The organism is Vibrio sp. FF266, assembly GCF_041439695.1.
Classification (GTDB): domain Bacteria; phylum Pseudomonadota; class Gammaproteobacteria; order Enterobacterales; family Vibrionaceae; genus Vibrio; species Vibrio tasmaniensis_A.
This window is the reverse complement of record NZ_JBGOOO010000050.1, coordinates 1-22,711: the sequence shown is the minus strand read 5'-3', so window position 1 is coordinate 22,711 and position 22,711 is coordinate 1. Positions and strand designations below refer to the sequence as shown.

At 43.3% G+C, this 22,711-nt stretch carries 15 protein-coding genes; 9 read left to right on the top strand and 6 right to left on the bottom strand.

All coding sequences use genetic code 11. From position 1 onward, the window contains the following. The first annotated feature begins 75 nt into the window (after positions 1–75). Positions 76–1,209, top strand: coding sequence for a cupin domain-containing protein (locus ACED59_RS22180; RefSeq protein ID WP_017097703.1), 1,134 nt, complete (start codon positions 76–78; stop codon positions 1,207–1,209). 144 nt (positions 1,210–1,353) lie between these two features. Here the strand turns inward: ACED59_RS22180 and ACED59_RS22175 are convergent, their stop codons facing one another. Further along, positions 1,354–3,471: a methyl-accepting chemotaxis protein gene (locus ACED59_RS22175; RefSeq protein WP_017097702.1), complete on the bottom strand. Its 2,118-nt coding sequence runs from the start codon at positions 3,469–3,471 to the stop codon at positions 1,354–1,356. A gap of 513 nt (positions 3,472–3,984) precedes the next feature. On the opposite strand from ACED59_RS22175, the gene emrD reads away from it, so the two are divergent. From emrD to xthA, 3 genes are all read left to right on the top strand, one after another. Beyond that, a complete protein-coding gene (gene emrD, locus ACED59_RS22170) occupies positions 3,985–5,190 on the top strand; it encodes a multidrug efflux MFS transporter EmrD (RefSeq protein ID WP_029223912.1) in 1,206 nt (401 codons plus the stop codon). Positions 5,191–5,520: 330 nt separating this feature from the next. Next, on the top strand, positions 5,521–7,611 hold the full coding sequence (locus tag ACED59_RS22165) for a S9 family peptidase (protein WP_009846324.1): 2,091 nt from the start codon (positions 5,521–5,523) through the stop codon (positions 7,609–7,611). 169 nt (positions 7,612–7,780) lie between these two features. Then, positions 7,781–8,587, top strand: coding sequence for an exodeoxyribonuclease III (xthA, locus tag ACED59_RS22160; RefSeq protein ID WP_017097699.1), 807 nt, complete (start codon positions 7,781–7,783; stop codon positions 8,585–8,587). Positions 8,588–8,723: 136 nt separating this feature from the next. Here xthA and ACED59_RS22155 read toward each other — a convergent pair whose 3' ends face one another. The 5 genes from ACED59_RS22155 to ACED59_RS22135 form a co-directional block, all read right to left on the bottom strand. Then, complete coding sequence (locus ACED59_RS22155) at positions 8,724–11,459, bottom strand: ImpA family metalloprotease (protein ID WP_017097698.1); 2,736 nt, start codon at positions 11,457–11,459, stop codon at positions 8,724–8,726. Positions 11,460–11,658: 199 nt separating this feature from the next. Beyond that, entirely contained in the window at positions 11,659–12,336 is a 678-nt protein-coding gene (locus tag ACED59_RS22150) for an ABC transporter permease (protein WP_017097697.1), read from the bottom strand. Between the two features lie 2 nt (positions 12,337–12,338). After that, positions 12,339–13,079: an ABC transporter permease gene (locus ACED59_RS22145; RefSeq protein ID WP_012603591.1), complete on the bottom strand. Its 741-nt coding sequence runs from the start codon at positions 13,077–13,079 to the stop codon at positions 12,339–12,341. Positions 13,080–13,158: 79 nt separating this feature from the next. Then, entirely contained in the window at positions 13,159–13,929 is a 771-nt protein-coding gene (locus tag ACED59_RS22140) for an ABC transporter substrate-binding protein (protein WP_009846319.1), read from the bottom strand. A gap of 136 nt (positions 13,930–14,065) precedes the next feature. Further along, complete coding sequence (locus ACED59_RS22135; RefSeq protein WP_004736532.1) at positions 14,066–14,836, bottom strand: ABC transporter ATP-binding protein; 771 nt, start codon at positions 14,834–14,836, stop codon at positions 14,066–14,068. A 791-nt stretch (positions 14,837–15,627) separates the two neighbouring features. On the opposite strand from ACED59_RS22135, the gene ACED59_RS22130 reads away from it, so the two are divergent. The 5 genes from ACED59_RS22130 (at position 15,628) to ACED59_RS22110 (ending at position 22,582) form a co-directional block, all read left to right on the top strand. After that, positions 15,628–17,169, top strand: a complete 1,542-nt coding sequence (locus tag ACED59_RS22130) for a DUF3360 family protein (protein ID WP_009846317.1) — start codon at positions 15,628–15,630, stop codon at positions 17,167–17,169. 307 nt (positions 17,170–17,476) lie between these two features. After that, on the top strand, positions 17,477–19,753 hold the full coding sequence (gene pflB, locus ACED59_RS22125) for a formate C-acetyltransferase (protein WP_012603590.1): 2,277 nt from the start codon (positions 17,477–17,479) through the stop codon (positions 19,751–19,753). A gap of 201 nt (positions 19,754–19,954) precedes the next feature. Continuing rightward, positions 19,955–20,956, top strand: coding sequence for a lipid A deacylase LpxR family protein (locus ACED59_RS22120; RefSeq protein ID WP_029223911.1), 1,002 nt, complete (start codon positions 19,955–19,957; stop codon positions 20,954–20,956). Between the two features lie 163 nt (positions 20,957–21,119). Then, positions 21,120–21,860 carry a pyruvate formate lyase 1-activating protein gene (gene pflA, locus ACED59_RS22115; RefSeq protein WP_009846312.1) on the top strand — a complete coding sequence of 247 codons (741 nt, stop codon included), beginning with the start codon at positions 21,120–21,122 and terminating at the stop codon, positions 21,858–21,860. A gap of 221 nt (positions 21,861–22,081) precedes the next feature. Continuing rightward, positions 22,082–22,582 (top strand): YfbU family protein, encoded by a 501-nt coding sequence (locus ACED59_RS22110; protein ID WP_017097695.1) that lies wholly within the window; start codon positions 22,082–22,084, stop codon positions 22,580–22,582. Positions 22,583–22,711: the final 129 nt, after the last annotated feature.

The window sequence follows — 22,711 nt, the reverse complement described above, 5'->3', positions numbered from 1 at the left end:
CTAGCATCTAGCATCTAGCATCTAGCATCTAGCATCTAGCATCTAGCATCTAGCATAAAAACATACAGGATTCACATGTACCAACTTAGCTTTTCTATGCCCGAATTTCTTGAAAACTACTGGCATAAAAAACCAACCATCTTGAAAGGTGGCTTCCAAAACTTCGTCGACCCAATTTCGCCGGAAGAACTTGCTGGTTTATCGATGGAAGAAGAAGTGGATTCTCGCTTTGTCTCTAACCTCGACAATCAATGGACTGCAGAACATGGTCCATTCTCAGAAGAGAAGTTTGGCGAACTCACTGAAACACATTGGCAATTGATCGTTCAAGCGGCTAACCACTGGCATCAGGGTGCCAATCAGCTGACTGAAGCGTTCCAAGCGTTACCAAACTGGTTATTCGACGATCTAATGATCTGCTATTCAGCACCAGAAGGTGGCGTAGGCCCCCATATTGATCAATACGATGTATTCATCATTCAAGGCCAAGGTAAACGCCAGTGGAAAGTCGGCGCAAAAGATATTGGCCAATACAAAGAGACCGTTCAAGCTTCTGCACTTCGTCAAATCGAAGGTTTTGACCCGATCATTGATGAAACTTTAGAGCCGGGCGATATCCTTTATATCCCACCAGGTTTCCCGCATGAAGGGAACACGTTAGAGCCGTCAATGAGCTACTCTATTGGCTACCGCTCCCCTAAAGAACAAGAGCTGATCAGCAACTTTGCCGACTTTGTACTTGCTCATGATATGGGTGATGTTCACCTGCATGACCCAGAGTTCAAAACGCAAGAAGGCTACGGAAAAATTCGTTCATCGGATTTAAGCAATCTCACCGACATGTTGAAATCTGCACTAGAGCAACCTGAAACCATCAGTGAATTCATGGGGTGTCTGCTAAGCCAATCACGCCACCAGCTAGATATCGTCGCTCCTGAGCCATTATGGACTGAAGAAGAAATCGCCCAACACTTAGAGTCAGAAGGCGAGATCTGTCGAGTATCGGGGTTAAAGGCGCTATACCATGAGAATGAAAGCAACACAGCTTACATCAATGGGGAAATCGTTAAAGTTGAACAGGCTGATTCTTCGCTACTAAACGTACTGTGTGATGATTCGGTAATTAACTCAACAACTAACCTTTCTCCTTCAGGTGTAACCGTCGTGACGGAATTGGTGAATAAAGGTTACTGGTTTATCGAAGACTAACTTCGTTCATCGGTTTCGCGGATATCGCCAAGCCCTAAAGCGTTAGAGCCCAAGAAAAATAAAAGGGACAAATGAAATCTTCATTTGTCCCTTTTTCTATTCAATTGTTAACTAAGCTTAAAAGCGATACAGTGAACAACTAGACTAAACCTTGAACTGATTAACCAATTTCTGCTGCTGTTGGGACAGTTGATCAATTTCGCTACCCACTTGTTCAGAAGCTGCGGCTTGATCCAAGATCTTCGCACTCAAATCACGGATATTAACGACACTTTGGTTCACTTCACCGGAAACCGATTGTTGCTCTTCTGCCGCTCTCACGATCTGGTTGTTCATATCACTGATCGCTTCTATAGAAGTAAAGATCGAACCCAGATCTTCGACCGCTTTTTGAACATGTAATGCCGTGTCGTTAGCGAGAATATTACCTTCTTGTATCGCTTCAACGACATCTTGAGTGCCCGCGTGGACCTTGTCGATCACAGCTCTGATTTCACCAACCGATGACTGCGTTCGGCTCGCAAGGTTTCTTACTTCATCAGCAACGACAGCAAAACCTCGACCTTGTTCGCCTGCACGAGCCGCTTCAATCGCGGCATTCAATGCCAGTAAGTTGGTTTGCTCAGAGATTCCTTCAATCACACTTAAGATCTCAGTGATGTTACCGTTATTTTTAGCCAACTCTTCAACAATAGGCACGGCGCTCGACATACGATCCACCAGCTTTCTCATTTCACCGGCAGAAAGTTCGATAACCTGTTGGCCTTGCTGAGCAGAACGATTCGCTTCACAAGCGGCATCAACGGCTATTTCAGCATTTTGTACCACTAAGCCCGAAGTCTGAGTCATCTCTTCTGCCGCGGTCGCCACAAGATCCACTTCTTTAAACTGAGACTCACTACTTTCACGAGTACTTGATGCCGAGGCCTTCGCTTGGCTTGTCGTGCTCGCCACTTGCTCAGTGGTCTGAATCACCTCTTTAATCGTGTGTTGAAGCTTGTCTAAGAACAGGTTAAACCCTTGTGACAACTGACCAATTTCGTCTTGAGATTTCACTTCCAAGCGTTGCGTTAAATCACCTTCACCAGAAGCAATATCGTTCAGTCTCTCAACCACCTGTCGAATAGGCTTAACAATGGACAGTGAAGCAAAAGCAATGATCGCTAGACCGAAAAGAATAAAGCTAATACCCGCAATCACTTCAGTCTTAATACCTTCACTTAGCTTAGTACTAATAATGGCATCCAATTGATTCGCGTCAGCAACCACACTCTCTCTTGGAATCTCAAACAGCACACCCCAAGTTTGGTTGGCGGCAACAACAGGTGCAAATGCGAGTAACCACTCACCATTCTCACTCCATTGAGTCGTGACTTCGCCACCAAAGATAAAGTCCGTCATTAGATCACTACTTGTATTGTTGCTTTGAAAACTCGAACCAACCGCAATACTTTGATCATCAGAAGCGATAACGGAACCGTCTAAGCTAACGACGTAAACCGCGCCTGCACCTTCAAACAAGCTTTGATCCGATTGAGTGACAACATTGGTTAAACCATCGAGCCTTAAGTCGATGCCCAAAAAACCAATCGCCACATCATCAACGATGATAGGCACCGAAATCGAAGACGTAAGCAGTTCTTGACCACCGCTACTCACAACTCTTGGCGTACTAATACACGTTTGTCCAGATGACAAAGGACAGAAAAAGCGTTCGCTATTGCTGTTATCACTCAATGTTGATTCTGATAACACGTTTGGAAGAACATTCTCACCATTATCTGCGACCTTCCAATAAGGAGCAAAACGCCCTCTTTCATTCGAGCCGACATAATCCGCATCGACATAATTCGCATCTTCAGCATCAAGTAAATCGGGCTTGAAGACTAGGTAAGCCCCTTGAATAGAATCAAAGTTCAAAACGGAACGACGAACCATTTCATCTAACGCAGTACGAAGCTCTTCACTTGGGGTAAAGTTTTCGTCTGCGTTGTTCTTTAGAAACTGAGCACTAGAAGCCAACATTTCTGCTCGATAAATAGCTTCATCGACATAACGTTGAGTTTCCTGAGCATTAAGCTGAGAAACGGATGCCAACAACTGTTGAGTTTTGTTAATCACTGATTCTGAGCTTTGAGATTTTATGACCTGTTGATTGCTCGTCGCGTTGTAGATCGAGAAACCAATGAGAGACAGTGACGTAATGATTAAACAACAACCTGCTAAGAGGGTTATTTTCCACTGTACTGATAGAGAGCGCATTTAATATCCTTATTTAAGCCAAAAGACTTCCATAACCGTAACCATCACATTAGTAACAAACTGCTATGCACAATGTGAATGAGTTAGACGAATAGCTTAGCGGATAATTACAGCACAAATTACGTGCATATAAAACGAAAGTTTATAGAAATGTTAATAAATCGTGTATTTTGTCTGTTATTGCTTTGATTTCAAGAGCTTTCAGCTTGTCAGACTTAGGCTTCTTTGTGCCTAAGCTTCCGGTCATGAATAACGCAAATTGCTTCAGAGCAGTTGCAACATTTCAAGGAAGCCTATGACTCCTTTTTATTTTATAACCTCAATAAATTCGGATTAGTTTTTATAATCCAAGCTATAGAATTTTATCTTGATCAACTTCACACTTTTTGGTTGCTAAGTAGACGCTCAATCTCTAATATCTCGCGCCTAGATTCCCAGGTTACTTTACTTATTTGGCTCTCCTTAATGGAACGCCAAGACTTTTTACGTCCTAATTTTTGGAGAGATACGCAAATGTCCGCCTCGTTTCCATTAGCGAAACTTACCTTTTTAATCGCTATCCTGACTGCCGTGGGTCAAATGACTCAAACGATGTACGTGCCTTCTATCGGTCATATGGCGGGTGAGTTCTTGGTTTCAGCATCTTCGCTTCAAGCTGTGATGGCGTGCTACCTGATCCCTTATGGTCTGTCGCAATTTGCATACGGTCCACTTTCTGATCGCCTAGGTCGCAAACCAATCATCGTCGTCGGTTTGATCATCTACATCATCGGTACTTTGGTGGCATTGTTTGCTCACGAATATGAATGGTTTTTAGCAGGTAGCTTTATACAAGGTTTGGGCATCGGTTGTGGTGGTGCGATGTCTCGTACATTGACTCGCGACTGTTTTGAAGGCGCAGAACTGCACCGCGCAAACAGCTTAATTAGCATGTGTGTGATTTTCTCACCATTGATGGCTCCTGTATTAGGTGGGTACTTAACAGAAGCTTTCGGTTGGCGTTCTAGCTACTTGTTCCTGGCGCTGTTTGGTATCGCAGTGGTGATCACCATGATGACGAGCATGATGGAAACTCTGCCAAAAGAACGACGCAAACATGAATCGGTTGCCAACAGCTACAAGTTCGTTCTATCTGACAAACGTTTCCAAGGTTTCTTATTGGTATTGGTCGCAACATTTGCAGGTGTAGCGGTATTTGAAGCTGCGGCAGGTGTATTACTTGGCGGAGTACTTGGCTTGCCAGCAACCACAGTAAGCTTGTTGTTTGTATTACCCATTCCAGGTTACTTAGTCGGTGCTGGCCTATCCAGTTACATCGCACAACGTAGCAGTGAGCGCCGCGCTCTGAATGTTGGACTAGTTGCTATCTTGGTAGGGTCTACCGTGGTGTTGATACCAGGTCTATTTAGTCAAACAACAGCATTAACTTTGATCGGTGGTGCTACGATTTACTTTTTGGGCGCTGGTATCTTATTCCCGGCGGCAACAACAGGGGCGCTTTCGCCATTCCCGTACCACGCAGGTACTGGAGGTGCAATTTTGGGTGGTATGCAAAATCTAGGTGCTGGCATCGCAACACTACTGGCCTCGTTCTTCCCAGCTCAAGACCAACTTCCGCTCGGTTGCTTGATGATTGCAATGTCATTCATCGCCATGCTTGGTTTACGTTGGGTTAATCGTAAACCTGACCATTCAAACGAAATGCCATTGGCTATCTAAAGTAAACTCTACCTCAGCTCAAACAACGAAGAGGGACAGACTGAAAAGTATGTCCCTTTTTCATTGCACGTTTCCCCCAGCTCACATCTACCATCGATTCCATTAAACATTACTTTGATTTATTGAAAACAATAACAGACACTTACGCTGAAAGTACCAATCCAGAATCCCATTATAAATAACATCACTGGAAGAAAACTAACCACTAAAGGATGCTGGCATTAAAACGAGTAAGGTACACAATAGGATATACAGATGCGTTTCGCTTTAACCACATTAGCCGTATCGGCCGCACTTGTCGCCGGATGCAGCAATCAAGGAATAACAACCATGGACCACAACTCTCCATCGCAACTCATCGCACATCAAACCCAAGCTCCCGTAGCTAAGAAAGTCCCTCATGCAATGACGATTCATAGTGATACCCGAATCGATGGTTATTACTGGATGCGTGATGATGAGCGCCAAGACCCAGAGATCTTGCAGCATCTTGAGCAAGAAAACCAGTACGCAGAGGCCGTGCTGAAACACACTGAAGCATCACAAGAACAGTTATTTGAAGAGATCAAAGGCCGAATCGCAAAAGACGACCATTCGGTTCCAGTTCGCAAAGGCAGCTACTACTACTCGAATGAAGTCACAGGTGACAACGAATACCCAGTTCACTTGCGTGAAAATGACTTTTTAGGTACAGACAAGCAAGTCATCTTAGATGTTAACGAACTAGCAAAAGACCATGAATTTTTCAGTATTGGTGGCTTAACGATCAGCCCAAGCGAAAACTTGTTGGCCTATGGCGAAGACACGCTGAGCCGCCGTATTTACACCATCAAGATTAAAGACCTCACGACAGGTGAATACCTAACAGATGAAATTGAAGGAGCTTCGAGCGCTATTGCATGGCAAAACGACAACCAAGCCTTTTACTACATCAAAAAAGATCCACAAACATTACTTGGTTATCAAGTTTACCGCCATGTGTTAGGCACACCTCAAACAAGCGATGAGCTAATCTACGAAGAAGCCGATAGCGCTTATTACACCTCTTTAAGTAAAAGCAAAGATGGTGAACAGGTCTACATTTGGCACTCGAGTACAGAAACCAGCGGTGTTTCAGTCATAGATGCCAACAACCCAAACGCTAAAGCTGAAGCTTTCTACCCACGAGAAACGGGTATCGAGTACAGCATCGCTAAGCTAGGTGATTGTTACTACATCTACACCAACTACCAAGCGGTCAACTTCCGTTTAATGAAAGTCACTGCTGAAGAGATGCATGACCGCTCTAAATGGGTCGATGTCATTCCTGCTGACGAGAATACTCAGCTTGTTGACTTCGAGCTGTTTGATGACCATCTGGTTTACGAGCAACGTGCGAATGGCTTGTCTACAGTGAAAGTTCGTCAACTCTCAACAGGGAAAGAGTTCCCACTTGAATTTAACGACACTGCTTTTGCTGCTTACCTAACAAGTAACTATGAATTAGATAACTCAAAAGTTCGCGTCTATTACAGCAGCTTAACCACACCAGGTACTTACTATGATTTCGACCTAAGTTCAGGAGAATCCGAAGTCATGAAACAAACACCTGTATTGGGTGATTTCGAAGCGGATAACTACCAATCAGAGCGAATTATGGTAACGGCTCGCGATGGTAAGCAAGTACCTGTCTCTCTGGTTTATCGCAAAGATTTATTCAAGAAAGACGGCACTAACCCAATCTACCAATACGGCTATGGCTCTTACGGATCTACGATCGAACCTACCTTCAGCTCAACTCGCCTAAGCCTACTGGATAGAGGTTTTGTTTTTGCGATCGCTCACATCCGCGGTTCAGAGATGCTCGGGCGCCCTTGGTATGAGGACGGCAAAAAGCTAACCAAGCAAAACACGTTCAACGACTTTATCGATGTAACCAAAGGGCTAGTTGAAGAAGGCTACGGCGCACAAGATAAAGTGTTCGCCGTTGGTGGTTCTGCTGGCGGTCTATTGATGGGCGCAATCATCAACCAAGCACCAGAACTGTACTGTGGCATCGGAGCACATGTTCCGTTTGTGGACGTTGTCACAACCATGCTTGACGAATCGATTCCTCTTACCACCAACGAGTATGACGAATGGGGCAACCCGAACGATAAAACCTATTACGATTACATGCTAGGTTACTCACCATATGACAATGTGAAGGCTCAAAGCTACCCGAACATGTTGGTAACAACAGGCTTGCATGACTCACAAGTACAATACTTTGAACCCATGAAGTGGGTGGCGAAGCTGCGTGAGATGAAAACAAACAACAACGTGCTGCTGTTCAAAACCGATATGGAAGCCGGTCACGGTGGCGCTTCTGGTCGATTTAAGCGATTAAAAGAAGACGCACTTGAATACGCGTTCTTTTTAGACTTGCTAAAGACTCAGTAGATTCTGCGTAAAAGTGAGTATTCACACCATTTTGTCGCCATTTAGGGGCGACAAAATGGCGACAGAAATTATTAAGCATGCTTAAATACGATTAATCATGAAACCCACCAAATCAGCAAGCCCTTGAAAAGCAAGCAATCACAAGGGTTTACGAGAGGTATAAAAACAAATGAAAGTAATTAGCTTCAACATCAATGGCCTTAGAGCCCGTCTTCATCAGCTTCAAGCTATTATCGATAAGCACCAACCTGATGTGATTGGTCTACAAGAGATCAAAGTGCACGATGAAGCCTTCCCACTAGCCGATGTTGAAGCTATGGGTTACAAGGTCTACTTCCACGGTCAAAAGGCTCACTACGGTGTGGCGATGCTTTGTAAGCAAGAGCCAATTTCGGTACAAAAAGGCTTTCCTACAGACAACGAAGACCATCAAAAACGCATGATCATGGCGACGTTTGAAGACGACAATGGTGAGAAGATCACTGTGCTAAATGGTTACTTCCCTCAAGGCGACAACATTAAGCATGAAACCAAATACCCGTACAAGCGCCAGTTCTACAAAGACTTAATGACGTACCTGAACGATTACCACAACAAAGATGAACAAGTGATTGTGATGGGCGACATTAATATCAGCCCTACCGATATTGATATCGGTATTGGTGAACCTAATGCAAAACGTTGGTTGAAAACAGGTAAATGTTCTTTCCAGCCAGAAGAGCGCGAATGGTTGAAAATATTGATGGACTGGGGCTTTGTGGACAGCTTCCGTTTGCTACACCCTGAAGTGAACGATCAATACTCATGGTTTGATTACCGCTCAAAAGGCTTCGTGGACAACCGCGGCCTGCGCATTGATGTGGTACTTGCGACTCAGAAGCTTGCTGACAAGTGTACTGAAGCGGGCATCGACTACGAACTACGCGGCATCGAAAAACCGTCAGATCACGCGCCAATTTGGTCGACGTTTAAGTAGTTACTTTTAGGTAACAGAACTTAGCCATATCAAGTAGCTGGTAAATCGTGTTCACTAGGCTAACCAGAAGCGAATAACGAAAGAGAGGAGTTAATATCTCCTCTCTTTTTTCTTCGTGACTCTATCTGCCATATACCTAATTAAGCGGCCAAGCGGTCGTGCCGTCAACATCTAACGGCGTCTTAGCAAATTCATCTAAGCAATAGCCTTGATTAGACGATGCAAAATATGTCAAAGGCATGTTACTTAGACTAAGAGCTGTGACTTGTTGCTTCGCTTTATCACTGAAACTGAATCCCCACATATCTAAGTATTGCTTCATATCCCTTTCTGCTACGTAGCTTAATGCGATAAGCATCCAGTCATTGTTGGTGATGCCTTCGGCTTCTTGTTTGGTGTAATCAGAAAAACCAATAGAGCCTTTACCGTTGTTCCAAAGAGTATCACTGGCTTTCAAGCGATTAAACTCGCGTTCAATCAAGTGTAAGCGCCCTAGTAAATGCCAACCTGAATTCAATACACCTTGCTGCTCAGTCAACATCATCATTTGAATGAACATACGAGCCCCCCAACTCCAACCCGTTTGATTTTGAGCCGCCATAAAAGCGTTTGGATCTGGCTGAGTTCGGCTCTGCTGTAAAAGTTGATACTGCCCTTTAAAGTCTAGGCTTTGGCAAGACGATACCTTTGCCGTATCTTTGTAATACTTTGATTTACTGAAATACGAATAGTAGTTGGTTGTTGAGTGGCCTTCCCACCCAGAGAATCTAAAACGCCCTCTTTCCAGTCCATGACCAAGCTCGTGCAAATCACCATGCCCTAGAGGATGAAAAGACCAATAAGCATCGTAAGGGTTTCCTGAACAACCGTAACCACAAGTCGCTTGATCGGCATTCATGTGCTTTACAATATCAATGTTCGCAATTTCCCAGCCCTTTGCCTCTCCGTATTGGTGTATTTCAGCAATTTCATCAATTCCTGGCCCTTTGAAACCCGCAAGTGCATGAGGAAGGTTGTGTACGTAACGCTCTGTGGCGAGAGCCATATCATGCGGCTGTGCCCAATCAGAAGCTCCGATAGACTCTTTCATCTTGTCTAGTTTAGAGTGAACTTCAAATCCGGGAGTCACCAACTCAGCCCAGTCAAAGTTACCTTCTTCGAGCTGCGCGACAAAGCTATCGTTGTCCGCTTTACTTCGCCAAACAGGGTGTTGGGCAACATTTTCAAAACGCAGCTCTACATCGATATCGTTGGTATCAAAATGAACTTGTAATGTCCCGCCATAGGCAGAGGTCAGGTATATCGTTTCTCCATGTTTTACGGGGTAAGTTACCGAAGTCAAAAACTTCGGTCTTGCATAGCCGTCTTTACCCGAAAACTCATGAGTCGCACCGCTACGTAGTGTGTTAAGGGCAATCGACGTTGCCACTTTGTTATTATCTAATCGCGTCACTTTGATCGTCTTACCCGGTAAGGCATATACACCCGCCGCACGGAAGTTTTTCTTTGACTCTAAAGTAATAATCTTGGTGATGAGAGGGACATTCTTAAAGTTCTTGGTACTGAAGTTCCCTAAACTCGGCTGTGCTGCGTTATGTTGTCGAGTGTTGTATGTCGCGTAATCACTGTAATACGACCGAAGAAAGTCGATTCTATCTGTTACGTCTTTACCCATTGGGTACTTAACGTCTTGTCGGTAGCGATCAGCAAGTAGCAGTAACAGCTTTTCATATTCGTAGTTCTTGGATGCAAAGAGATCAATTTTTTTGCTATCAAGCGTCGTTAGGTGTGAACGAATACTGTTCGCTGCCTTATAGAACTCTTCATCCATGTTGGACTCATCTGGGCAAGATTTGTCATCACATAAATTTAAGTCAACAGTGAAACTATCGAGTTTCAGGCGCTGTAAAAGTGCTTGTTGTTTGACGATATTATCTGGCATGCGATCAATCAGTTGCGTTGAATCCCAATTTGACAGCCCTAGCCTGCGCCAATAGTTATCACCAACATACGTCATATGCATTTCTGCAAATAGTGCGTTGCCTAAGTCCGTCATACCGCCATCAAGATGCAAGTACAGTACGGGAATCTTTTTGTTGAACGCCAAACGTAACCCCGTCATTACATCGTTAATTTCGTCACCATCATTTAACTTTTGAGACAAAATCAATAAATCAGGGTTGTTCGTTTCAATACATTGGCTTAATTTTCTGCCGTCACAGGCGTTGTCATCATTGATAACCATCGAAGGATTGATGTTGCTCGTTAGCCAGTTTCGCGTTGCTTTGTCATCAGGAAAATAATAAGACTGATCCATCTGAGCCAAGACAACATTCTTAGGTGAACTTGTGCCAGATGCCCAACCCACCAAGTTTTTCAACCACACTTCCATTTCTGCGTTGACTGAATCCGTTGAACGTTGCTTAGTTCGAAATGGGTTACTTGCTAACGCAGCGTAACGACTACCGCTCGATGTATAACCTGCAATACCAATCGCAAGCTCTTGGTCAGTATATCCACTCTGCATCGCTTTATTGGTTTTCAGGATGACATCGTTGAAGCCGTAAGTTGGGAAGATGATCGCGGCATCGTGTGTTGGATCCCAATGAAGATTGCGCAGCGGCGTGCCGTCTGAATTTTTAGACAGAGACTGTTTAATTTGACTGTAATCAGATTTGTATTGGGCAACGAGCGTTTGGCTGGCGTCAATAAACTCATTGGCATTAGATACAAGGGATGCATCTCCGGATTCAAGCGCTTTTTGTACCTCCGTTTTACTCGGAGGTTGAGCGGAATCACTAGAACCACCACATGCAGAAAGTAGTAGAGACGACGGCAAAATTAGACACAAAGATAAGATGTTTTTTTTCATTGTTATACGACACTCAAAAAAATTGGAGCAAGTGTATCTATGGGTTTAATGAAGTCAATTGATTCGACTAATGGGTTCGTAATTTATGGAGTGAATTTAACAAATACCACTTAAACTTATTAGAACCCGAACAATTGAATTGAAATTAAAAACGGCGCTACAAGAGCGCCGTTTATCTAAGAAAATCTGTATCGTAGAGTTAACTTAACGGTCTTAGGTAAGCAAGGAAACGCTTCTCTGCGAATTTGAAAATCGCAATGATGATAAACGTTAGCGCCATGTAGAATAGACCTGCAGTTAGGAAAGACTCGAATGGAGCGTAGTAACGAGAGTTGACCAAACGTGCAGCACCAGTTAGATCCATAATGGTTACGATACCTGCTACCGCTGAACCATGAAGCATAAAGATAACTTCGTTACTGTAAGCCGGCAATGCACGACGTAGAGCACTTGGTAAAATGATGCGGCGGTATGTCTTGGGTGTGCTCATACCATACGCTTTTGCTGCTTCAACTTCACCTTTCGGTAAGCCATTAATAGCACCACGAATGATCTCTGCGGTATATGCTGATGTGTTCAGAATAAACGCAACTAAAGCACAGAACCACGCGTTTTCCCATAGTGTATCCTTTACTGGGAAGAATTGGTCCATACCGTAGTAAATCAGGTACAACTGCACCAATAACGGCGTACCACGGAAGAAATAAATGAACGACCAAGCCGGAGCGTTAATCAGCATATTTGGACTATTGCGAGCGATAGCTAATGGTATGGCTACGAATAAGCCAACAATCAAAGCGACACAAACCATCCAAGCCGTTGTCCACAAACCACCAAGGTAAATCGGCAGGCTTTCAATTATCAATGAAAAGTCCATAACTACCTCGCGTGGATACTGAATTTACGTTCAACCAACTTAAGTAAGCCCGTCGAAACACTGGTGAAGAATAAGAAGATGATTGCCACCGTCATATAGAAGGTAAATGGCATTTTGGTTGAACCCGCCGCCAGAGCGCTAACACGTACCATGTCTTCAAGGCCAATAATAGAAACCAGCGCGGTAGTTTTTAGTAAAACCAACCAGTTATTACCAAACCCCGGCAATGCGTGACGAATCATTTGCGGTAATAGAATACGACGGAATGCTAAGACAGGGCCCATGCCATAGGCCTTTGCCGCTTCCATCTCACCGCTGTCGACAGCCATTATTGCACCACGGAAGGTTTCAGCCATGTAAGCACCGAAGATAAAGCCAATCGTTAAGACACCGGCAATGAATGGGCTGACATCAATATAATCAGGTAGGTAAGCGGTCCATTCGTGGTTAGGGTCACTTGATGTGAACCACTCATTGAGCCACTCATTGATGGAATACAAACTGTTGTTTAAAAGGATTTGTCCACCAAAGAAAATTAGCATCATCAATACGAGATCGGGTATACCTCGAATAACGGTTGTGTAGAGGGTTGCAATTGCACGAGCCCAGCGATAAGGCGCGAGTTTAGCTAAGGCACCTAGCATACCAAGAACCATAGCTAAAATTAGCGACAGTAAGGCAACTTCGATTGTAAGCACCGCCCCTTTCAGGATCGACGCTTCATATCCTTGTAAATCAAACATAATGAATTCCAACAGAACTGCGAAAAAGTTGGTAAGACAGGGAGAGGAGAGCCTCTCCCTTAAGAAGTGACGCTAAAGATTACTTACCGTATACGTCGTAGTTGAAGTATTTAGCAGCGATATCTTGGTAGATGCCTTTTTCACGTAGTGAAAGGATTGCAGCATCTAATTGCTTAGTCAGATCTTTGTCTTGCTTACGTAGAGCAATACCAAAACCTTCACCGAACCACTTAGGATCAGTTAGTGATGGACCAACAAACTCGTAGTCTTCACCACCCGCTTTGTTTAGTACACCTTCTTCTAGAGCAGATGCATCACCCAGTACAGCAGCAACACGACCGTTAGCTAGATCAAGGTAAGCTTCGTCAAATGAACCGTAACGAACGATTTCTACTGTGTCGCCGTAGTTATCTGTTAGGTACTTGTCGTGAGTTGTTGCACGTTGAACGGCAATTTTTTGACCACTTAGATCATCAAAGTTAAGGCCTGCACCTTTTTTAGCGATGAACTTGTTCGGGATAAGTGCGTATTTACCTGTGAAATCGATCTTTTTCTTGCGCTCTTCCGTGATAGACATTGCCGCAATGATCGCATCATATTTACGAGCAAGCAGAGAAGGAATAATACCATCCCAATCTTGTGCAACGATCTTACACTTCACCTGCATTTCAGTACAAAGCGCGTTAGCCATATCGACATCGAAGCCTTTCAGCGAACCGTCAGCTTCTGTCCAGCTAAATGGAGGGTAAGCACCTTCAATACCGAAACGTACTGTTTTCCATTCTTTTGCTTGAGCTACGCCCGTTGCAGCAGTTGCAGCAAGTGCCGCGACTAATAACCACTTTTTCATATCCCTACTCCTGTGATTTAGGTTTTTATGTTTTGCTAATTTTAATATTGTGTTTGTTGTTACTTATTAACTTACTTGTTGTGTTTCATTGTTAACACTGTCGCCATTTACCTTAGCAACAGCATTTCAATTCTGATTAGTAAATCGATGAGATAAATTGTTGTAATCGCTCAGATTCAGGCTCAGTAAACAGTTTAGCTGGATCGCCTTGTTCTTCCACCAAGCCTTGATGTAAGAACATCACATGATTTGATACGTCACGAGCAAAAGCCATTTCATGTGTTACCACAAGCATGGTTCTTCCTTCTTCTGCTAGATCGCGCATTACACCAAGTACTTCCCCTACTAACTCAGGATCAAGTGCCGATGTTGGTTCATCAAATAGCATTACTTCAGGATCAACCGCTAACGCTCTTGCAATCGCAGCACGCTGTTGTTGTCCGCCAGATAAATGACCCGGGTAGTAATCTTTGCGTTCATATAGCCCTACTTTCTTCAGTAGCAGCTCAGCATTTTCAATCGCTTGTGCTTTAGGTACACCTAAGACGTGAACAGGCGCTTCGATAACATTTTCGAGAACGGTCAGATGAGACCACAGGTTGAAACCCTGAAAAACCATTGCTAAGCGAGAACGGATTCGCTGTACTTGTTTTTCATTGGCAGGAACAGAAACACCTTGGCGGTTATTTTTCATTTGAATTAATTCACCATTAACCCAAATCTCGCCAGCAGTAGGCGTCTCTAAAAGGTTGATACATCTAAGGAAAGTACTTTTACCCGACCCTGAAGATCCGATAATCGATACTACATCGCCTTTATGCGCAGAAAGTGAAATTCCCTTTAAAACTTCATTTTGACCAAACGTTTTGTGTAAATCCTTTATGTCCAGCGCTGGTACATCTTTCATGCGCTTTCTCTCCCAAGTTTGTGAAAATGCAAGGTACTCCGACCTTTTCATGCGATACAAACTAGCACCACACGAAACAACATGCAACAAATTATTAACCTAATAATTGAGAATAAATAGCGATTAACTCTGACTTATTATGCAATGAATAGCGTTTTAGTCTCAATTTATTGAATGAAACGTATCAACAAGCTGTAATTGCGACTCTGACATTGTTTAAATAAAGTTAATCAAAATGAGATTCTCGTAGCTTGATGCCTCACAAGAAAAACACGTTTTGTGAACTTAAAAACTGCGCTTCCGACAAAATCTAACACCCGCAGTAGTACACCAAACTCACTATACGAGAACGTCATTTAAAGGCCGTTGAGTGGTTAAAACTTCATAGGCAACTAAGAGACCAGTTGCTAATAGTAAAACCACTCAGTAAGTCAGAGGTATCCGGCTGATGCTATGTAGAGCAAGGCATGAAGAAGATAGCTAACGTCAATTTGTGAAAACTAATTACACAATTCATCAACGGTACGTTAATGAATCGCTTCGTTTTGTAGCTTTCTTTCACATAAACTCATAAAGTGATCAAGATCAATCACCCTAAAGGGTAAGCTTGTTAGACTCAGCAGCAAAGAATAAGGCATTAAAAATGCCAAACATTTCTTTTAACTTAGCTGCATAAAGCACATCAAATCCGTGCAACATAATATTAATAAGTTATAACTAAGAAATAACGCAATTACGCGAAATTTTATAATTCAATTTTAGAATTACTAACATAAAAATATGAGGAATCTATGTCAGACGTTGTGAATAATGCGAACTCTGAAGTAGAAGAGAAAAGCTATAAAGAGCTACACCGCCCTGCTTCTGAATTTGAGAGCCGCTCAGATTACTTAGATCACGAACTTCAAATCATGAAGCCTCGTCGTTTTGGCCTAAACCTTCCAGGCCGTGATTTCCGTTTTGAACTTGAAGATCTTGTTCCTGCACTTGCTGGTACCATCGGTATCATCGCGATGTACTCTGCAGTAATGATGTCTTGGGCTGATGGCCTAACTCAAGCTTGGGATCACGTAAACCTAGGTAAAGACTTCGCGATTGAAGTTGCTCGTGTAGAAATGCTGATTCCTGCACTGCTGTTCTGTATCCTTGCTTCTGGTTTCTTCAACCCGAAAGCAAACCTTGCCGGTAACCACGGCCCAATGATTCCTCTTATTGGTACCATCGCTCTCGCTGGTGCTCACCCTCTTGCATTGGCTATCCTTATCGGTGTCTTCGGTCTAATCCTAAGTTTCCTAAAAGGCGGCTCCAAGCTGGTTAACCTGACTTCGGAAGGTACCGCTGGTGGCTTGCTCATTTTCTTAGGCCTAACGGGTACCATGAGCCAAATTAACTCGATTCAAGCATGGGCGGTTGGTCTTCAATCTTCTACTGTTGAAGCGGGTAGCATGGGTTACGTTGGTTTAATCGTTCTTGCTATTACTATTGCTATCTATGCTTTCTTAGCAAAAGTGAACAAGCGTTGGTTAGCTATCCCAGTTTGTGCATTCACAGGCCTTGCTATTGCATTAGCATTGGGCGCTGGTTTCGATATCGTATTCGAAACTGAAATGGGTATCCCAAACCTAAACCCAGTTTACTGGTGGGGTTCGACTTCTGAAGGTTGGATGCTTGGCTTGCCAAACGTTGAACACTTCATCGCTTCTCTACCATTTGCAATCCTAGCGGTAGCGATGTGGTCACCAGATTTCCTAGGTCACCGTATCTTCCAAGAACTAAACTACCCTAAAAAGTCTGAAAAAGTTCTGATGGACGTTGATGACACTATGACTATGTGTTCTGTGCGTCAAATGGTAGGTACAGCGGTTGGTGGTGGTAACATCACTTCTTCTTGGGGTACTTACATGATCCCAGCAGCAATCGCGAAACGTCCAATTCCTGGCGGCGCAATCTTGCTTGGTTCTCTATGTATTATTGTTGCGATTCTTGGTTTCCCAATGGACGTTGCAGTATGGCCACCAGTGATGCGTGTTGCGCTACTTGTAGGTGTATCTCTACCTCTACTTGAAGCGGGTATGCAAATGGTTAAGGATTCAAAGGATTCTCAAGCAGCTGGTATCTGTATCTTCGGTTCAGCGGTTGTTAACCCTGTATTAGCATGGGCTCTGACTATGCTTCTTGATAACAACGGTCTAATTGGTGATAAAGAGCGTGCGAAGCGTCTATCATTTGTAGACAAGATTGTAATCCCAGTTGGCGTTTTAGTTATCTGTTTAGTAGCAATGCTTGCAGTTGGTATGCTAGAAAGTCAATATGGCCTAAAAGCTTGGCTATAATGCTCATTACTACACAAAAGTAGTATTGGGATTAAAAAAAAGTTTGGGTGGCAACCCCTGCCACTCAAATTTTTTCAACTTTTTTTGGCATTTATTGATTTAGTTTAAGGTTTGCAGAAATTTTTTAGCGTAGTCTTGAATACATAGAGTAAAGACAACATATAAAAGGTAGTGACAATATATATAACCATATGACGCTCATATGCTCATATATATTGTTATTAATAAGAGTGTACTACCCTTACGAGGGGCGCTGGCTCAACAGTGTTAATGTACGTATTTTTTCTACTAAAAAGGTAGGTATGTCATGGCAGAGCAATTTGCTAAAGCTTGGGAAGATTTTGCTGCAGGTGAGTGGCAAAGCGAAGTAAACGTTCGTGATTTCATTCAAAAGAACTACACGCCATATGAAGGCGACGAGTCTTTCCTAGTTTCTGAGGGTACTGAAGCAACTAACAAGCTTTGGTCTTCGGTAATGGAAGGTATCAAACAGGAAAACGCAACTAAAGCACCTGTAGATTTCGATACTTCTGTTATCTCTACCATTACTGCTCACGATGCAGGTTACATTGAGAAAGATCTTGAGACTATCGTTGGTCTACAAACTGAGAAGCCACTAAAACGTGCAATCATCCCTAACGGTGGTGTACGTATGGTTGAAGGTTCTTGTAAAGCATACGGTGAAACTCTTGACCCAATGGTTTCAAAAATCTACTCAGAATACCGCAAAACACACAATGCTGGCGTTTTCGATATCTACACTCCTGATATCCTAAAATGTCGTAAGTCTGGTGTTCTGACTGGTCTTCCTGATGCTTACGGCCGTGGTCGTATCATTGGTGACTACCGTCGTGTTGCACTTTACGGTATCAACTTCCTAATGAAAGACAAAGCTGCTCAATTCGCTTCTCTACAAGAGCGTTTCGAGAACGGCGAAGATCTTGCTGCTACAATGCAATTGCGTGAAGAGATCTCTGAGCAACATCGTGCTCTAGGTCAAATCAAGCAAATGGCTGAGAAATACGGTTTCGATATCTCTGAGCCAGCTCAAACTGCTCAAGAAGCTATTCAGTGGACTTACTTCGGCTACCTAGCTGCTGTTAAATCTCAAAACGGTGCTGCAATGTCTCTAGGTCGTACTTCGACTTTCCTAGACATCTACATCGAGCGTGATATCGCTGCTGGCAAAATCACAGAAGACCAAGCACAAGAGATGATCGACCACTTCGTAATGAAGCTGCGTATGGTTCGTTTCCTACGTACTCCTGAGTACGATGAGCTATTCTCTGGCGACCCAATCTGGGCTACAGAGTCTATGGGTGGTATGGGTGTTGATGGTCGTACGCTAGTAACGCGTTCGAACTTCCGTTTCCTTAACTCTCTATACACTATGGGTCCTTCTCCAGAGCCAAACATCACAGTTCTTTGGTCTGAGCAACTACCTGACGGCTTCAAGCGTTTCTGTGCGAAGGTATCTATCGATACTTCTTCTATCCAGTACGAAAATGATGACCTAATGCGTCCTGACCTTGGTTCTGATGATTACGCAATCGCTTGTTGTGTATCACCAATGATCGTTGGTAAGCAAATGCAGTTCTTCGGCGCTCGTGCTAACCTTGCAAAAACTATGCTTTACGCAATCAACGGCGGCGTTGATGAGAAGCTTAAAATGCAAGTTGGCCCAGTTGGCGACAAGATCACTGACGAAGTACTTAACTACGATGACGTAATGGGTCGCCTAGACACATTCATGGATTGGTTAGCTAAGCAATACGTGACAGCTCTAAACAGCATTCACTTCATGCACGACAAGTACAGCTACGAAGCGTCTCTAATGGCTCTTCATGACCGTGACGTTCGTCGTACTATGGCTTGTGGTATCGCTGGTCTGTCTGTTGCTGCTGACTCACTGTCTGCAATCAAATTCGCGACTGTTAAACCAATCCGCGACGAAGATGGCATTGCAACTGACTTCGAAATCGAAGGCGATTACCCTAAATACGGTAACAACGACTCTCGTGTAGATGACATTGCTTGTGAACTAGTTTCTACGTTCATGAACAAGATCCGTAAGCTTAAGACTTACCGTGATTCAATCCCTACACAGTCAGTTCTTACTATCACGTCTAACGTGGTTTACGGTAAGAAAACAGGTAACACTCCAGACGGTCGTCGTGCTGGCGCTCCTTTCGCTCCTGGTGCAAACCCAATGCACGGTCGTGATGAGAAAGGTGCTGTAGCTTCACTAACGTCTGTAGGTAAACTACCGTTTGCTGATGCTCAAGATGGTATCTCTTACACTTTCTCTATCGTGCCAAACGCGCTAGGTAAAGAAGAAGATAGCCAACGTGCTAACCTTGCAGGCCTAATGGATGGTTACTTCCACCACGAAGCTGGCATTGAAGGTGGTCAACACCTTAACGTGAACGTTCTTAACCGTGAAACTCTAGAAGACGCAGTTAAGCACCCTGAGAAATACCCTCAGCTAACGATTCGTGTTTCTGGTTACGCTGTACGCTTTAACTCTCTGACTACAGAGCAGCAAGCTGACGTAATCGCACGTACATTTACTGAGTCTCTATAAGCTCACGCTCAATAGACAGTAAAAACTATTAGCCTCGCCAATGTGCGGGGCTTTTTTATATCTACTCTAAATCTCATCAATACCCCCTCCCCCAAGAAAGATTAGATTGGCCACAAAAAGCACACTCGCATTCACTTTTTTTCTACAAATCCACTCAAACTACGGTACTATTTCTGTTCATCATTTTTGAGTAACCGCTACATGAAATTCCTTCGTTATTTACCACTGATTCTCCTCTCTTGTTCATCACTGGCATCTGAACGCTCTACGTTAACTTTTGCGTTAGACAACGATGGTATCTTTGGTGTCGACCAAGACTATACCAACGGTTTATTTCTGGGTTACACATCGTCAAGTATTACGCCATACGCTTGGGTAAAACCATTGAGCCTTTCCTATTGGGGCGCAAGCTCTTTAGATAAGTGGGAAATCACCATTGGTCACAAGATGTACACGCCTTCTGACATTGAATTAGAAAAACCATCAGCCAATGATCGTCCATACGCAGGTTACCTACATACAGAATTCAACTACATCAGCTTGAACCCACAACAAGCCCAGCGTTTTAACATCACGTTTGGTACTACAGGCGAGCGAGCACTTTCCGAAGACGCTCAAAAACTGGTTCACTCAATCACTAAATCAGACGAACCTATGGGTTGGAAGTATCAAGTTGATGATGAGTACGCAGGTAGCCTTGGTTACTTAAGTCATTTCAACCTAATGCGTAATCAAGCATTAGCGAATACTGACTTCGAGATATCTAACGTATCAGAGATCAACGTTGGTAATTTTAGAAGCGACATTTCTACTGGATTTATGTTCCGTTGGGGTACTGACTTGGGCGGCAACTTTGGCGCAGCGAACATCAGCACAGAAAACCCATTCAAAGCAGGCATGATAGGTGCTTCAAATACAGGTTGGTTTACTTACGCAGGTCTTGAAGGGCGTTACCGATTTAATGACCTGACTGTCGAAGGGGATCGTTCCGGTGTTAATGATTATGCAAAGAAAAATGACAAAGATCCTGCGATCTACGATGTGACTTTAGAAAACATTCAAGCGACAGCCGTACTTGGTGTTGCTTGGTATAACCGATACGTTGGTGCTTCTTTCGCACTTACCGCAAAAACACCCGATTACCAAGAAGCAACAAAGTCAGTGTACGGTACTGGTGGCATCACTATGTTTGCTTTCTTCTAGCCATAGAAAAGGCTTTCACCGCCTGCTTTTCAAGTTAAATAAAGGCAATCATCTTCACAGGTGATTGCCTTTATTTTTAAAGACCTAGTTACTATTTGACCCTATTTTATGTACCGTTTTTGTAATAAAATAAACGGTATAAATTCCTATACGAGAATAGCTCATGTCTACAACTGGTCGCATTCACTCATTCGAATCTTGTGGTACTGTCGATGGCCCTGGTATCCGCTTTATTGTGTTTCTTCAAGGCTGCTTAATGCGTTGTATGTACTGCCATAATCGCGATACATGGGATCTTCATGACGGAAAGGAAGTAACGGTCGAAGAGATCATTAACGAAGCAAAATCATACCGTCATTTCATGAAAGCCTCTGGCGGTGGTATCACCTGTTCAGGTGGCGAAGCGATGCTACAACCTGAGTTTGTTCGTGATTTTTTCCGCGCGGCTCAAGCTGAAGGCATCCACACTTGTCTTGATACTAATGGCTATATTCGTAAACACACTGAAGTGGTCGATGAAGTACTAGAAGCCTCTGATCTGGTAATGCTGGATCTTAAACATATGCGAGATGAAATTCACCACGATTTCATTGGTGTATCCAACCGACGTACTCTGGATTTTGCACGCTACCTACACAAAATAGGTAAGAAGACGTGGATTCGTTATGTGATTGTTCCTGGCTACACAGATACGCCAGAAGATGCGCATCTTCTGGGTGAATTCATTAAGGACATGGATAACATCGAAAAAGTAGAACTGCTTCCATACCACAAGCTAGGTGCTCATAAGTGGGAAGCATTGGGTCACGACTACCCTCTTGAAGGTACAAATCCGCCAAGCAAAGAAAAAATGGACGAGATTGTTGCTATCCTCAGTCAATACCATTCAAACGTAAAATACTAATTTAGACTTACGTTAATAGTGATTTCAAACGCCTCAATTTCGATTGGGGCGTTTTCTTTTTTGGTTAAAACAATCCTTTCACTTTTCTTTACAACTTTTGTTTATCAATTCAAAAAATCATATTAAATCCGTGTTGAGATCATGTTTCCACTCTTAGGAATGCTGTTACTCTTACTGCAACAAAATAATATAACATTTAGTTTTTTAGTGAGGTTCCTCCCATGGAAATGACCAATGCTCAGCGTCTAATTCTATCAAATCAATACTACCTAATGTCTCAAATGGATCCTGAGAACTCAGCTAAATACCAGCGTCTACAAACGATTGTAGAACGTGGTTACGAACTCCAAATGCGTGAGCTTAACAAAGAATTTGGTTGTTTAACTGAAGCAGAATGTCGCGAAATTATCGACATTATGGAGATGTACCATGCGATGCAAGAGTCGAATAAAATGCTTGCAAATCAAGAGCGTGCGGAAGTCGACCAACGTCGTCTACAATTCCTAGGTTTCGATATCGCTTCTGAAGCACAAATCGTACATTACGTGCGTTTCCTTGTTGATTCTGAAGGACTTTACCCTCAATTTGACAAAGCAGATCACCACTTCAATAGCCAAATGCCAATGTTAGAAAAGTACCGTCGCATGCTAACAACGTGGCGTAACTGCCCTCGTCAGTACCACCTATGTGCGACAGAGCTATCTCAAATATTTAGTGCTTAGAAGATTAGCTTTAAGTGGGCTTATAAAATTTCAAAAAAGGGTTACTCATCATGAGTAACCCTTTTTTAATATTCTGTCCCGTCCTGAAATGTGTTTACACATTGAGGACGAATTATGACTACTTCAAAT